Source organism: Streptomyces sp. NPDC049040 (genome assembly GCF_043197715.1).
In the GTDB taxonomy this organism is placed as follows: Bacteria; Actinomycetota; Actinomycetes; order Streptomycetales; family Streptomycetaceae; genus Actinacidiphila.
In genome coordinates this window covers 869341-883113 of the sequence record NZ_JBICTO010000002.1, presented here as the reverse complement: position 1 = coordinate 883113, position 13773 = coordinate 869341, and the positions used below count along the sequence as shown (strand labels likewise).

The 13773-nt window shown below is 72.4% G+C and carries 14 protein-coding genes; 8 read left to right on the top strand and 6 right to left on the bottom strand.

Annotated elements, in window-relative coordinates; genetic code table 11:
* Window position 1: 1 nt before the first annotated feature.
* From ACGFMP_RS08810 to ACGFMP_RS08790, 5 genes are all read right to left on the bottom strand, one after another.
* Window positions 2-616 carry a uridine kinase gene (locus tag ACGFMP_RS08810; RefSeq protein ID WP_393671209.1) on the bottom strand — a complete coding sequence of 205 codons (615 nt, stop codon included), beginning with the start codon at window positions 614-616 and terminating at the stop codon, window positions 2-4.
* Window positions 617-808: 192 nt separating this feature from the next.
* A complete protein-coding gene (locus ACGFMP_RS08805) occupies window positions 809-1837 on the bottom strand; it encodes a 6-phosphofructokinase (RefSeq protein ID WP_393671208.1) in 1029 nt (342 codons plus the stop codon).
* Between the two features lie 70 nt (window positions 1838-1907).
* Window positions 1908-2624, bottom strand: a complete 717-nt coding sequence (locus ACGFMP_RS08800; RefSeq protein ID WP_393671206.1) for a response regulator — start codon at window positions 2622-2624, stop codon at window positions 1908-1910.
* The gene (macS, locus tag ACGFMP_RS08795; protein ID WP_393671205.1) at window positions 2621-3811 is read right to left on the bottom strand and encodes a MacS family sensor histidine kinase; all 1191 of its coding nucleotides are present in this window, start codon (window positions 3809-3811) and stop codon (window positions 2621-2623) included. The genes ACGFMP_RS08800 and macS overlap by 4 nt, the downstream gene beginning before the upstream one ends.
* Window positions 3812-4677: 866 nt before the next feature.
* A complete protein-coding gene (locus ACGFMP_RS08790; RefSeq protein WP_393671203.1) occupies window positions 4678-5382 on the bottom strand; it encodes a lysophospholipid acyltransferase family protein in 705 nt (234 codons plus the stop codon).
* Between the two features lie 170 nt (window positions 5383-5552).
* Here ACGFMP_RS08790 and ACGFMP_RS08785 point away from each other — a divergent pair, with 170 nt between their 5' ends.
* Together ACGFMP_RS08785 and ACGFMP_RS08780 are read left to right on the top strand one after the other, a co-directional pair.
* On the top strand, window positions 5553-6347 hold the full coding sequence (locus ACGFMP_RS08785; RefSeq protein ID WP_393671201.1) for an alpha/beta hydrolase: 795 nt from the start codon (window positions 5553-5555) through the stop codon (window positions 6345-6347).
* Complete coding sequence (locus tag ACGFMP_RS08780) at window positions 6340-6879, top strand: hypothetical protein (RefSeq protein WP_393671200.1); 540 nt, start codon at window positions 6340-6342, stop codon at window positions 6877-6879. The genes ACGFMP_RS08785 and ACGFMP_RS08780 overlap by 8 nt, the downstream gene beginning before the upstream one ends.
* Window positions 6880-6930: 51 nt before the next feature.
* Here the strand turns inward: ACGFMP_RS08780 and ACGFMP_RS08775 are convergent, their stop codons facing one another.
* Entirely contained in the window at window positions 6931-8727 is a 1797-nt protein-coding gene (locus ACGFMP_RS08775; protein ID WP_393671199.1) for an AMP-dependent synthetase/ligase, read from the bottom strand.
* Window positions 8728-8957: 230 nt separating this feature from the next.
* Between ACGFMP_RS08775 and ACGFMP_RS08770 the strand changes: the two genes are divergently transcribed.
* The 6 genes from ACGFMP_RS08770 (at window position 8958) to ACGFMP_RS08745 (ending at window position 13694) form a co-directional block, all read left to right on the top strand.
* On the top strand, window positions 8958-9719 hold the full coding sequence (locus ACGFMP_RS08770; RefSeq protein ID WP_393671198.1) for a metallophosphoesterase: 762 nt from the start codon (window positions 8958-8960) through the stop codon (window positions 9717-9719).
* A gap of 111 nt (window positions 9720-9830) precedes the next feature.
* A complete protein-coding gene (locus ACGFMP_RS08765) occupies window positions 9831-10313 on the top strand; it encodes an SRPBCC family protein (RefSeq protein ID WP_393671197.1) in 483 nt (160 codons plus the stop codon).
* Entirely contained in the window at window positions 10313-11470 is a 1158-nt protein-coding gene (locus tag ACGFMP_RS08760) for an ArsA family ATPase (RefSeq protein WP_393671195.1), read from the top strand. Before ACGFMP_RS08765 ends, ACGFMP_RS08760 begins: the two co-directional genes overlap by 1 nt.
* A 78-nt stretch (window positions 11471-11548) precedes the next feature.
* Window positions 11549-11947 (top strand): DUF5304 family protein, encoded by a 399-nt coding sequence (locus ACGFMP_RS08755; protein ID WP_393671193.1) that lies wholly within the window; start codon window positions 11549-11551, stop codon window positions 11945-11947.
* Between the two features lie 54 nt (window positions 11948-12001).
* Window positions 12002-12943 (top strand): ROK family glucokinase, encoded by a 942-nt coding sequence (locus ACGFMP_RS08750; protein ID WP_393671192.1) that lies wholly within the window; start codon window positions 12002-12004, stop codon window positions 12941-12943.
* Between the two features lie 4 nt (window positions 12944-12947).
* Window positions 12948-13694, top strand: coding sequence for an endonuclease/exonuclease/phosphatase family protein (locus tag ACGFMP_RS08745; protein WP_393671190.1), 747 nt, complete (start codon window positions 12948-12950; stop codon window positions 13692-13694).
* Window positions 13695-13773: the final 79 nt, after the last annotated feature.

The following is a 13773-nucleotide window of genomic DNA, read 5'->3' as shown; positions in this document are numbered from 1 at the left end:
CTCAGGCGGTCTCGCCGTAGTAGCTGGCGTCCAGTGCCGATTCGGCGAGCACCGGCTCGGCCAGCACCGGGCCGATCAGCGTCAGCACCTCGGCGATCATGGCGTATTCGTCGGCGGTGCCGTCCACCACGAGGTCGGCGAGCGAGCGGGAGGGGGCGACATGGGCGGCATGGCGCTCCCGTCCGCTGGCGAGGTAGTTCAGCAGCGACACCCGCGGGTCCTGCCGCTGGACCTCGATCTTGCGGAGGATCTTCCTGGCCAGCCGGATGTCGTCAGGCGTGTCCACGTAGACGCGCCAGGCGGCCCGGGCGGCGACCGCGGGCAGGGTCAGGGCGAAAAGGCCCTCGACCACCACCAGGCGGTGCCGCCCGGACCCGGCGGCCGCGTCGATCGCGGCGGTCACCGCGGTCTCGTCGATGGACCCCGGGTGGTTCCAGTCCAGGGTCTCCGCGCCGGTCGCGCTGAGCGTCCTGACCCCGCGCAGCGGATCGTGCGCGGGGACGTAGAAGTCGTCGAGATGGATCAGCCCGACGGTGTCGGGATGATGCAGCGCCAATGCCTCCGCAAGGGTGGACTTGCCGGACGCGGTGCCGCCCGCGACCGCCAGTACGGGCACGCAGAGCCCTCCCGCTCGCCACCCGCCACCGCCCTTGTTCGGTGGCGCTTCGCGCGTGGCCTTATCACCCGCCATACCGGGCGCTCCTCATGTGCTCAAAGGGGGAAACGAAGCGGCCGGACAAGCCGGGTGCAGGGAGAATAGGTCGCGGGGAACACCTGCTGCAAGCGCTGTCGGTCTGCGTCTTCGCGGCTACCCGAAGAAGACCCCCGCCTCCGCGTAGAGCGACGGGTCGACGGTCTTGATCCGCGCCGTCGCGTCACCGATCGGCACCCGGACGATCTCGGTGGACTGCAGCGCGACCATCTTCCCGAAGTCCCCGTCCCTGACCGCCTCCACGGCGTGCAGGCCGAAGCGGGTGGCAAGCCAGCGGTCGAAGGCGCTGGGGGTGCCGCCGCGCTGGACGTGGCCGAGAACGGTGGTCCTGGCCTCCTTGCCGGTGCGCTTCTCGATCTGGTTTGCGAGCCATTCGCCGATGCCGGACAGCCGGACGTGCCCGAAGGAGTCGAGGGTGCCGTCCTTGAGGACCATGTCGCCGTCCCGCGGCATCGCACCCTCGGCGACGACCACGATCGGCGCGTAACGGATCTTGAAACGGCTCTCGACCCAGGCGCACACCTGGTCGAGGTCGAAGCGCTGTTCCGGTATGAGGATCACGTTGGCGCCGCCGGCCAGGCCGGAGTGCAGCGCGATCCACCCCGCGTGCCGGCCCATCACCTCGACCACCAGGACCCGCATGTGCGACTCGGCGGTCGTGTGGAGCCGGTCGATCGCCTCGGTCGCGATGTTGACCGCGGTGTCGAAGCCGAAGGTGTAGTCGGTGGCGGACAGGTCGTTGTCGATGGTCTTGGGGACCCCGACCACTTTTACGCCGTGTTCCTGATGGAGGGTGGCGGCGACGCCGAGGGTGTCCTCGCCACCGATCGCGATGAGCGCGTCGATGCCCTCCGCCGCCAGGTTCTCCTGGACCCTGCGCACGCCGCCCTCGATCTTGAGCGGGTTGGTGCGCGAGGAGCCGAGTATGGTGCCGCCCCGCGGCAGTATGCCGCGGACTGCCGGGATGTCGAGCCGTACCGTGTCCCCTTCGAGGGGACCCCGCCAACCGTCCCTGAAGCCGGTGAAGTCGTACCCGTACTCCTGGACGCCTTTACGTACGATGCCGCGGATGACCGCATTGAGGCCGGGGCAGTCTCCGCCGCCAGTCAGGACTCCGACTCGCATGGACTCTTCCCTTCGTCGCAAGCCAGCTGTGCCGGATGTGACAACCTCCGCCAAGCTAGCGTGACTTGGGTCACATGTCGCCGTCCTTGCGGGCCGCCGGGCCCTCGTCGAGACCCGCCTCGATCGCGTATCGGACAAGCTCGACGCGATTGTGCAGCTGGAGTTTGCCGAGGGTGTTCTGCACGTGGTTCTGCACCGTCCGGTGCGAGATGACCAGGCGCTGGGCGATCTGCTTGTAGCTCAGCCCCTTCGCGACCAGCCGCAGCACCTCGGTCTCCCGGTCGGTCAGCCGGGGCGCGGCCGCGCCGCCCGGTGCGGCGGGCGGCGGGACATGGGCCAGCCGCCGGTATTCGCCGAGCACCAGCCCGGCCAGGCCGGGGGTGAAGACCGGGTCGCCCACCGCGGTCCTGCGAACCGCGTCCACCAGCTCCTCACGGCCCGCGGACTTCAACAGGTAGCCGGTCGCCCCGGATTTGACCGCTTCCAGTACGTCGGTGTGCTCACCGCTTGCGGACAGCACCAGGACCCGTACGGCCGGGTCGCCCGCCACGACCTCCTTGCAGACCCGCACACCGGACGCGCCGGGCAGGTTGAGGTCCAGGACCAGCACCTGCGGGCGGGCGGCCTTCGCACGGCGGATCGCCTCCGGGCCGTCGCCGGCCGTCGCCACCACCTTGAAGCCGGCCTCCGTCAGGTCGCGGGCCACGGCCTCACGCCACATCGGGTGGTCGTCCACCACCATCACCGTGACCGGCTGCTGGGCGGCCAGGTCGTCGCCGACCGTCATGCGGTGCCTCCTCCCTCGGCGGCGACGACGACCGCCGCCTCTTCCTGTACCGGACACAGCCTGGGCAGCCGCAGTTCCACCTCGGTGCCCTGGCCGGGCAGCGACAGCAGCTCCGCGGTGCCGCCGAGGTCCCGCAGCCGCCCGCGGATCGACTGCGCCACGCCGAGCCGCCCCTCCGCCGCCGCGGCCGCCAGCCGGCCCTCCGCGATACCGGGACCGTCGTCGCGCACCGTCACCAGCACCGCGTCCGGCTCGTCCTCCACCAGGATCCAGGCATGCGCCCGCTCCCCCGCGTGCCGCCACACGTTGTCCAAAGCCGCGCCGGCGGCGGCCGCCAGCTCCGCGGCCGCCGCCGGGTCGAGCAGCACGGGGGTGCCGGGCGCGGACAGCGTCACCCGGGCCGAGGCGTACGGCGCGAGCAGGGTCCGCAGATCGTGCGGCCCCCGCGGCCCTTCCGCCCCCGCATGCGGCGCGGGAATCGGGGCGCCGCTGACCAGGGTGCGCAGCGCGGCCTCCTGCTCGCCGGCCATCCGGCCCAGCTCCGCGGCCTCTCCGCCCGCCTGGTCGCCGCGCCGCTGGACCATCGCCAGCACCTGGAGCACGCCGTCGTGGATGTCCCTCGCCAGCCGCTCCCGCTCACGGGTGGCCGCCTCGATCTGGAGCGCGCGGGCCAGGGTGCGCTCGCTGATCCTCGCCACCTCGACCACATAGCCGATGCCGATGCTGGCGACCCAGACCAGCAGCACGTTGTGCAGGGTGTCGCGGCCCGGGACGCCGCCGCGCTCGGCCAGATCGGCCGCCGCCACCAGCGAGGAGGCGAGGGCGGCCCACCGCCAGCCGCCCTTGATCGCGAAAGCCAGCACCGAGCCGGCCGTCCATATGGAGGGCAGCGTGAAGGCGCCGCCATCGATGCGCGCCTGGGTGTCCACGACCGCCGTCAGCAGGATGCCGGTGATCGCCAGCGTCAGGTCGGCGGCGAGGAATCCCTTGGTGCAGCGCCGCTCCGACATCACCCGGCCGAGGGTGGCCAGCGTCCACACCGCGAGCGCCGCGATGTAGGCGCCGCCGGTCAGGGGGTGGCGGAGGTCGTCGTACGCGTAGCAGTACAGCGCGACCGCGTAGCCGGCCGTCAGTACGCGGTACGCCACCAGTGCGCGCCACAGCGGTTGTTCCACGGACATCCGCATCCGTGCCCCCTCTCCCCCGCCCCACCTTATCCGCGGCGGCGCCCCCGCCCCAGGGCGCGGGGAACCCCCACCCACCGTCGTATGCCGCCGAACCGCCACCACCCCCCAGCGGCGCGAGCAACCCCCCACTCACCGTCGTATGGCGACGAACCGCACCACCCCAGGGGCGCGTGGGGGCGCCCCCAGGCGAAGCCCTGGGGGAGAAGGGAGCGACCAGCCACGCACGGCCGTCGTGCCGCGACGAACCGCACCACCTCAGGGGCGCGAGGAACTGCGCGACAAGCCCCCCACCGGGGCGCGGGTCGTCACCGACCCAAAGGGGCAATTACTGTCGCACACGGACCACCGGCCGGTGGCCGGTTGCTCGCGCCGTTCCCCGCGCCCCTGGGTGGTTGCCCTCTCCCGCAAGGGCGCCCCGCAGGGGCGTGTGAAGGCACCCCAGGCGAAGCTCTGGGGGGAGAACTGCACGACCAGCCACGCACGGCCGTCGCGCCGCGACGAACCGCCACCACCCCAGGGGCGCGTGGGGGCGCCCCCAGGCGAAGCCCTGGGGGAGAACGGAGCGACAAGCCCCCACCGGGGCGCGGGTCGTCACCGACCCAAAGGGGCAATTACTGTCGCAGACGGACCACCGGCCGGTGGCCGGTTGCTCGCGCAGTTCCCCGCGCCCCTGTATGGCACCGCCCGACGAAAACGCACCCCAGCCCCGCGCCAGCGGACGCTCACCGCCCGAGGCAAAAGCACCCCGGACCCGCGCCAGCGGAAGGGCGCCGCCCGCCGCAAACGCACCCCAGACCCGGGGCAGCGGAGGGGTGCCGCGGGGCAGAAGGGGGCCGCACTCGCAGGTGCGGGGAGGGGGCTGCGGGCTATTGGGCCGCCGCCTTGGCCTCGGCGAGCTGCCGCTTCGCGGCGGTGGCGTAGATGTCGACGTACTCCTGCCCCGAGAGCTTCATGATCTCGTACATGACTTCGTCGGTGATCGACCGCAGGATGAAGCGGTCGCCCTCCATGCCGCTGTAGCGCTCGAAGTCCAGCGGCTTCCCGATCCGGATCCCCGGCCTGATCGACAGCTTCGGCATCACCTTGCCGACCGGCTGCACCTTCTCCGTGTCGATCATCGCGACGGGGATCACCGGCGCGCCGCTGGCGAGGGCGACCCTGGCGAGTCCGCCGGGCTTGCCGCGGTAGAGGCGGCCGTCGGGTGAGCGGGTGCCCTCGGGGTAGATCCCGAAGAGCTCACCTCTGGCCAGGACCGCGACCCCGCTCTTGACCGCGGCTTCGCCGGCGCCGCGGGCGCCGGACCGGTCGACGGGCAGTTGGCCGACGCCTTTGAAGAAGGCGGCGGTGAGTTTCCCCTTGACGCCCGGCGACGTGAAGTACTCCTCCTTGGCGATGAAGGTGACCTTCCGGTCGAGCACCGCGGGCAGGAAGAAGGAGTCCGAGAACGACAGGTGGTTGCTCGCGAGGATCGCGGGACCGTCGTGCGGAATGTGCTCGAGGCCTTCGACCCAGGGTCGGAAGGCCGCCTTGAGTGGCGAGCCGATGGCGATCTTCATCGCGCCGTAGAACAACCTCGGACCTCCTGTAGCCGACGCACCGACCTTAACGCCACAAGGCCGCTCAGGCTGGTTGCGATGGGGCTTACCGCTTGGTATCGCGGCCGCGTACGCTGAACGTCCGACCTCCGTGTACTTCGTGTACCCGCGTACCCGGTTCCACGCCCCCGAACAGGAGACCCACGGTGCCGCTCATGCCAGGAGCCGAGCCGTACCGCCATGACGGCGGCGAGATCGGCGTGCTGCTCTGCCACGGTTTCACCGGTTCGCCGCAGTCCATGCGCCCTTGGGCCGAGTATCTGGCGGAGCGCGGGCTGACGGTGTCCCTGCCGCTGCTGCCCGGTCACGGCACCCGCTGGCAGGACATGCAGGTGACGGGCTGGCAGGACTGGTACGCCGAGGTGGACCGTGCGCTGGGGGAGCTGACCGACCGCTGCTCGCAGGTCTTCGTGTGCGGCCTGTCGATGGGCGGCACGCTGGCGCTGCGGCTTGCCGCACGGCATGGCGCCGAGATCGGCGGACTGGTGCTGGTCAACCCGTCGGTGAAGGCCGACAGTCCGGCGCTCAAGGCGGTTTCTGTGCTGCGCCATGTGGTGCCGTCGGTGCGCGGCATCGCCAGCGACATCGCGCGGGAGGGCGGCGCCGAGATCGGCTACGACCGTACGCCGCTGCACGCGGTGCACTCGCTGACGAGGCTGTGGCGGCTGGTGCGGCCGGCGCTGCCGCAGGTCACGCAGCCGCTGCTGCTGTTGCGCAGCAGGGTCGACCACGTGGTGGACCCGTCGAATTCGGCGGTGCTGCTGGGCTCGGTGTCGTCCACGGACGTGACGGAGGTGGTGCTGGATCGCAGCTTCCACGTCGCCACGCTCGACCATGACGCGGAGCGGATCTTCGAGGAGTCGTACGCCTTCATCGACCGGCTTTCGGCCGGTTCCGGCCTGGTGGACGACGCGGTGAAGGAGGGCACGGCCGGTGGCTGACCGCGAGGACGAGGGCACCGCCCCGCATGAGGAGGAGCCGCCCCGCCCGCCGCTGGACGAGGACGCGGCCTGGGCCGCGCTGATCGCGGGCTACGACGACGACCCGGAGCCGGGCACGGCTGCCGCGTGGCCGGAGGCGGAGAACGTCCCGGTGGCGCCGGCCGACCCCGACCCGACCGACCCGGCCGCGGTGAGCACGGCCCCGCCGCCGGCCGACCGCACGATCGTGATCCACCCGGTGATCAGCGGGCCGCGGGACTACGAACTGGCGGAGGACGACGAGGAGGCGCACTTCGTGCCGCCCGAGCCGCCGCCGCTGCCCGACGCGGACGTGACGACCAAGTTCGCCTGGATCGCGGTGCTCGGCGGCCCGCTGCTGCTGCTCGCGTTCGTCCTGTTCCAGATCGAACTGACCTGGTGGGCCGTCACGGTGGGCGTCGGCGGCTTCCTCGGCGGCTTCGCCACGCTGGTGGCGCGGATGCGCACCGACGAGGAGGACGACGACGACCCGGGCCGCGGGGCCGTCGTCTGACGGCCGCGCCGCCGGGTACGGCCCGGCGGCGCCGCTTGCCGGGTGCGGGGCTCAGCGGATGTAGAGCGCCTCGATGTCGGCGGCGTAGTCCGCGAGCACGACGCTGCGCTTGAGCTTCAGCGACGGCGTCAGATGGCCGGACTCCTCGGTGAACTGCGCGGGGAGGATGCGGAATCGGCGCACCGACTCGGCCTGCGAGACGGCCGCGTTGCCCTCGTCGACCGCGTGCTGGACCGCGGCCAGCAGGTCGGGGTCCGCCGCCAGTTCGGTGACCGTGCTGCCCGACTTGCCGTGCTGGACGGCCCATCGGGGCAGGAATTCCTCGTCCAGGGTGATCAGCGCGGCCACGTAGGGGCGGGCCTCGCCGACGACCATGCACTCGGCGATGAGCGCGTCCGCCCTGATCCGGTCCTCGATCACGGCCGGGGCGACGTTCTTGCCGCCGGCGGTGACGATGATCTCCTTCTTGCGGCCGGTGATGGACAGGTAGCCGTCCTCGTCGAGCGCGCCGAGGTCGCCGGTGTGGAACCAGCCGTCGGCCATGGCCTCCGCGGTGGCGGTCTCGTTGTTCCAGTAGCCGGTGAAGAGGTGCTCGCCGTAGAGCAGCACCTCGCCGTCGTCGGCGATCCTGACGGTCGAGCCGGGCAGCGGCTGGCCGACGGTGCCGATCTTCTGGCGGTCCCAGGGGTTGAAGGCGGTGGCCGCGCAGGACTCGGTGAGGCCGTAGCCCTCCAGGACCGTGAAGCCGATGCCGCGGTAGAAGTGGCCGAGGCGCTCGCCGAGCGGGGCGCCGCCGGAGACGGCGTGGGTGGCCCTGCCGCCCAGTACGGCCCGCAGTTTGGCGTAGACGAGCCGGTCGAAGACCTTGTGGGTGAGGCGCAGCCGGACCGAGGGGCCTGCCTCGGTGTCCAGCGCGCGGCTGTACTCGATCGCGGTGGCCGCGGCCCGGTCGAAGATCTTCCCCTTGCCGCCGGCCTGCGCGGTGGCCCTCGCGGTGTTGTAGACCTTCTCGAACACCCGCGGCACGCCGAGGATCAGGGTGGGCCTGAAGCCCTGGAGGTCGTCGGTGAGGTGCTTGATGTCGGGCACGTGGCCGAGCCTGACCGGCGCCATCACGCTGGCGACCTCGATCAGCCGCCCGAAGACATGGGCCAGCGGCAGGAAGAGCAGCACGGAGGAGTCGCCGGTGCGGAAGAGCGGGGCGAGGCGTTCCAGCACGTTGCCGCACTCGGCGAAGAAGCTGCGGTGGCTGAGCACGCAGCCCTTGGGCCTGCCGGTGGTGCCCGAGGTGTAGACGATGGTGGCCGGCGAGTCGGCGTTGGCGGCTGCGGCACGCTCGTCGAGCACCGCGTCGGCGATGTCGCCGCCCGCGGTGACCAGCGCGTCGACCGCGCCGGTGTCGATCCGCCAGACGTGCTTGAGCTGCGGCAGCCGCACGCGTACCGACTCCACGGACCGCTCGTGCGGGTCGGACTCGACCACGACCGCGACGGCACCGGAGTCGGCGAGGATCCATTCGAGCTGGGAGGCGGACGACGTCTCGTAGACCGGCACGGTGACCGCTCCGGCGCTCCAGATCGCGAAGTCCAGCAGCGTCCACTCGTAGCGGGTCCTGGACATCAGCGCGACGCGGTCGCCGGGCTGCACGCCCTCGGCGATCAGCCCGCGTGCGGCGGCCCGCACCTCGGAGAGGAAGCGGGCCGCGGTGATGTCCTCCCAGTGGCCGGCGGAATCCTTGCGGCCGATGACCGGAGTGTCCGGGTGCTGGGCGGCGTTGCGGCGGATCAGATCCGTCAGATTGCCGTCAGCGGGGACCTCGTACAGGGCCGGAAGGCTGAACTCACGCAAGGCGACTGCTCCTCATCGGTGCCACGGCGCACCCGGAGGGAAGGTGATGGACGGGCTGGACGTTACCCATCGGTAAAGCTCCGGCGATAGGGGGGCGTGACGAGATGTTTTAAGCATCACACACCGGGCGGAGCGGGGCGCCGATCCACGGAAGACTAGACCAGAGCGCGGCCGATCCGCAGATGACCCGCACGCGGGGCGGCCAGGGCGGGGCGCTATAAAGTGGCCGTATGCGGGTGCATGTGGTGAGCGACGTCCATGGTGCGGCCGACGCGCTGGCCCGGGCCGGCCATGGCGCCGACGCGCTGGTGTGCCTGGGCGATCTGGTGCTCTTCCTGGACTACGCCGACCACTCCCGGGGCATCTTCCCCGACCTGTTCGGGGTCGGGAACGCCGACCGGATGGTCGAGCTGCGCACTGCCCGCCGCTTCGAGGAGGCCCGCGAACTCGACGCGCGGCTGTGGTCGGGGATCGACCGGCGCGACGCGATCGAGAGCGCGGTGCGCCGGCAGTACTCCGAGCTGTTCGCCGCCTTCCCGACCCCGACCTACGCCACCTACGGCAATGTCGACATCCCGGACCTCTGGGCCGAGTACGCGGGGCCCGGCACCACCGTGCTCGACGGGGCCACGGCGGAGATCGGCGGCCGCGTCTTCGGCTTCGTCGGCGGGGGCCTGCGCACCGCGATGCGCACGCCCTACGAGGTCAGCGAGGAGGACTACGCGGCCAAGGTCGCCGCCCTCGGCCCGGTGGACGTGCTCTGCTCGCACATCCCGCCGGCGATCCCCGACCTCTGCTACGACACCACCGCCCGCCGCTTCGAGCGCGGCAGCCAGGCGCTGCTGGACGCGGTCCGCAGCGTGCAGCCCAAGTACGCGCTCTTCGGCCATGTCCACCAGCCGCTGGTCGCCCGCACCAGGATCGGCCGCACCGAGTGCGTCAACGTGGGCCACTTCAACCACACCCGCACCCCGTGGGTACTGGAGTGGTGAGCCATCCGGCGAACCGGACCCGGCGGGATGACGGGCCTGCGACCTGGGCGCGATAGCCTCTCAGCACACTCCCAGCAGCATCCTGCACCAGTAGTCCGGAGGGCCACGGCGATGGCGGAACACACACGGTCGAGCATCACGATCGAGGCGGCACCGGATGCCGTCATGGGCGTCATCGCCGACTTCGACCGCTACCCGGAGTGGACCGGCGAGGTCAAGGAGGCCGAGGTGCTCTCCCGCGACGACGCGGGGCGGGCCCAGCAGGTGCGGCTGCTGCTCGACGCCGGCGCGATCAAGGACGACCACACCCTGGCGTACACCTGGATCAGCGCGGACGAGGTGCGCTGGTCGCTGGTCAGGTCGCAGATGCTGCGCACCCTCGACGGCTCCTACGCGCTCGCCCCGCTGGACGGCGGCAAGAGCACCGAGGTCACCTACCAGCTGACGGTGGACGTCAAGATCCCGATGCTGGGGATGATCAAGCGAAAGGCCGAGAAGGTCATCATCGACCGGGCGCTCGCCGGTTTGAAGAAGCGGGTCGAAGCCGCGCCGGAAGGCGCTGTGGACGAGGCCGACGCCGAGACCGCGGGCTGATGCCCGCGGCTCCCGTACGCACCCTGCTGATCACCGGCGCCGGCGGCGCGGGCCGCACCACGGTCGCGGTCGCGACCGCCGCCGCGGCCGCCGCGGCCGGCACCCGCACCCTGCTGCTGACCTACGACAGGGAAGCAGCCGCCGCGCTGGCCGGCACCGTCCCCGGGCTCGGTGTCGCCTCCGTCGACCCCGGCGCCGCCTTCGAGGACGCGCTGCTCGACCTCCAGACCCGCGGCGGCACCCTGCTCACCCTGCTGGGCGCCGCGCCGCTGGACCCGGAGGAGCTGACGCCGCTGCCGGGCGCCGAGGCGCTCGCGCTGCTGCGGGCGGTGCGCGCGGCCCACGACGGTACGTGGGAGCTGGCCGTCGTCGACCTGCCGCCGGTACGCGAGGCGGTGACGCTGCTCGCGCTGCCCGGACAACTGCGCCGCTACCTGGCCCGGTTGCTGCCCGCCGACCGGCAGGCGGCCCGCGCGCTGCGGCCGGTGCTCGCGCAGCTGGCAGGGGTGCCGATGCCCACCGAGTGGGCGTACGAGGCGTCCGCCCGCGCGGACCGCGAACTGGCCGCCGTCCAGGCGGTGATCGAGGACCCGGGCACGTCGGTCGCGGTGGTCGTGGAGCCCGGGGCGCACGCGGCGGACATCGTCCGCACCGCCAGGACCGGGCTCGCGCTGTACGGCCTGGGCCCGGCGGCGGTCGTCGCCAACCGGCTGCTGCCGACCGGCGCGGCCGACCCCTTCCTCGCCGGCCTGTCCGGCACCCAGCGGCGCCACCTCGGTGCGCTGGCGGAGTCCTGCGCGGCGGACGGCACGGCCCTGCACGAACTGCCGCACCTGGGGCGCGAGCCGCAGGGCCCCGAGGAGGCGCTCGCGGTGCCGTACGCGGCTGCCGCGGCGGGCGGCGGCGACACCTGGTCCGTGGAGGACCGGCTCGGGGACGAGGGGCACTTCGTGTGGTCGCTGCCGCTGCCAGGGGCCACCAAGGACGGGCTCGACCTGGTGCGGCGCGGGGACGAACTCGTGGTGGACGCCGGGGGTTTCCGGCGGATCCTGCCCTTGCCGTCGGCGCTGCGGCGCTGCACGGTGGAGGGGGCCGCGCTGCGGGACGGCGCACTGCGGGTGCGGTTCACGCCGGACCCGGGACTCTGGCCGCGCTGACCGGCCGCCCGCACCGGCCGTTCAGGTACCGTCGAGGGAGTTGGCGTACCGACCGAAGCGCCCCGTTTGGAGCCGATCATGAGCGAAGCCACCGACCGTCCCGACGCCGACGCGTGGGCGAAGGCCAGCGCCGAGGACATCGCTGCGGAGCACGCCAGGCGACGTGAACAGGCGGGCCAGGGCAGCGCCGCGGAGGAGCTGCGGCGTTTCGCCGAGGCCGTGGGCGACGCGGTCGGTGACCGGCTGGCCGCGCTGCGCAACCCCGCGGTGCAGATCGCCGCGCAAGGCGTCCTGTCCCAGGTGCGTTCCGTTGTCGAACCCATCAAGGAGCGGAATCCCGACGTCTTCGATCACCTGACGGCCGCCGGGGCCGAATTGCTGGCGGCATACCGGTCCGCAGTGGCCGGAGCGGAATCCCGCTGGACCTCGGGCGACGGCTCCTCGCGTTCAACCGCTGAACACATCGACCTCGACTGACCCCCTCTCCGGTACGGTTCTCTTAGCGGGGATCGACCGAAAACTGAGGGACACATGGGACTCACCATCGGCGTCGACATCGGCGGCACCAAAATCGCGGCCGGAGTGGTCGACGAGGAAGGCTCGATTCTTGAGACCGTCAAGGTGCCGACGCCGCCGACTCCCGAAGGCATCGTGGACGCGATCGTGGAGGCGGTGCGCCAGGTCAGCACCGGTCACACGATCGAAGCCGTCGGCATCGGCGCCGCCGGCTACGTCGACGACAAGCGTGCCACCGTGCTGTTCGCGCCCAACATCAACTGGCGGCACGAGGCACTGAAGGACAAGGTCGAGCAGCGCGTCGGTCTCCCCGTGGTCGTGGAGAACGACGCGAACGCGGCGGCTTGGGGCGAGTACCGCTTCGGCGCCGGACAGGGTCACTCCGATGTGATCTGCATCACACTGGGGACCGGGCTCGGCGGCGGCATCATCATCGGCAACAAGCTGCGCCGCGGCCGGTTCGGCGTGGCGGCCGAGTTCGGCCACATCCGGGTGGTGCCCGACGGCCTGTTGTGCGGTTGCGGCAGCCAGGGCTGCTGGGAGCAGTACGCCTCCGGTCGCGCCCTGGTCCGCTACGCCAAGCAGCGGGCCAACGCCACCCCGGAGAACGCGGAGGCCCTGCTCGCGCTGGGCGACGGAAGCGTGGACGGTATCGAGGGCCGGCACATCAGCGCCGCCGCCCGGCAGGGCGACCCGGTCGCCGTCGACTCCTTCCGCGAACTGGCCCGCTGGGCCGGTGCGGGGCTCGCCGATCTGGCGTCGCTCTTCGACCCGTCCGCGTTCATCGTCGGCGGCGGTGTGGCCGACGAGGGCGAACTCGTCCTCGACCCGATCCGCAAATCCTTCCGGCGCTGGCTGATCGGCGGCGAATGGCGTCCGCACGCCCAGGTCCTCGCCGCCCAACTGGGCGGCAAGGCGGGGCTTGTGGGAGCTGCCGACCTGGCACGACAGGGCTGAGCCGATGACCGTGGAGGATCTGCCGGGTTCCACCACCGAGCCGGCCTCGGCGGTCGTCCGCGTGCTCAGCTACAACATCCGCTCGATGCGGGACGACACGGCGGCGCTGGCCCGGGTGATCCGAGCCTGCGCCCCCGATCTCGTCCTGGTCCAAGAGGCCCCGCGGTTCTTCCGATGGCGTAAGGCCGCGGCCCGCCTCGCCCACGCCACCGGTCTCGTGCACGTGACCGGCGGCGCCACCGCGGCGGGGCCGATGATCCTGTCCTCGCTGCGGGCACATGTCGAGCACACCGAGGACGTGCTGCTGCCGCACCACCCGCCGCTGCACCAGCGAGGGTTCGCCACCGCCGTACTCCGGATCGGTGGCGCCCGGCTCGGCGTGATCAGCACCCATCTCAGCCTCAGCCCGGCCGAGCGCTACGACCAGGCCGGGCTGCTGCTGGACCGGGTGGCCGCGATGGGCGAACCCCACGTGGTGGTCGGCGGCGACTTCAACGAGCCGCCCGACCGCCCCGGCTTCGCCCGGATCGCCGCCCGCCTCCAGGACGGCTTCGCGGTCGCCCCCTGGGGCGGCGAGGTCACCAATGTGCGGGCACCCTTCCAGCGGATCGACGCGGTCTTCGCGACCGGGCCGGTCGAGGTGCTGGGCTGCGGGGTGCCGCGCTCGGTCCCCGGCGTCGACGACGCCGACCTGCACGCGGCCACCGACCATCTGCCGGTGCTCGCCGCCCTGCGCATCCCCAAGGCCTGACCCCGGTCTCCCCGCTGCCGACGTCCCGGCGGCGGGGACCCGGGCCGGCGACGACCGGGCGCCCGATCGCTCAGGTCCT

Coding starts and splice junctions, on each gene's coding strand:
- ACGFMP_RS08805 (WP_393671208.1), bottom strand. CDS start 1,837: ATGCGAGTCGGAGTCCTGACTGGCGGCGGAGACTGCCCCGGCCTCAAT.
- ACGFMP_RS08800 (WP_393671206.1), bottom strand. CDS start 2,624: ATGACGGTCGGCGACGACCTGGCCGCCCAGCAGCCGGTCACGGTGATG.
- macS (WP_393671205.1), bottom strand. CDS start 3,811: ATGCGGATGTCCGTGGAACAACCGCTGTGGCGCGCACTGGTGGCGTAC.
- ACGFMP_RS08770 (WP_393671198.1), top strand. CDS start 8,958: ATGCGGGTGCATGTGGTGAGCGACGTCCATGGTGCGGCCGACGCGCTG.
- ACGFMP_RS08765 (WP_393671197.1), top strand. CDS start 9,831: ATGGCGGAACACACACGGTCGAGCATCACGATCGAGGCGGCACCGGAT.
- ACGFMP_RS08760 (WP_393671195.1), top strand. CDS start 10,313: ATGCCCGCGGCTCCCGTACGCACCCTGCTGATCACCGGCGCCGGCGGC.
- ACGFMP_RS08755 (WP_393671193.1), top strand. CDS start 11,549: ATGAGCGAAGCCACCGACCGTCCCGACGCCGACGCGTGGGCGAAGGCC.
- ACGFMP_RS08750 (WP_393671192.1), top strand. CDS start 12,002: ATGGGACTCACCATCGGCGTCGACATCGGCGGCACCAAAATCGCGGCC.
- ACGFMP_RS08745 (WP_393671190.1), top strand. CDS start 12,948: ATGACCGTGGAGGATCTGCCGGGTTCCACCACCGAGCCGGCCTCGGCG.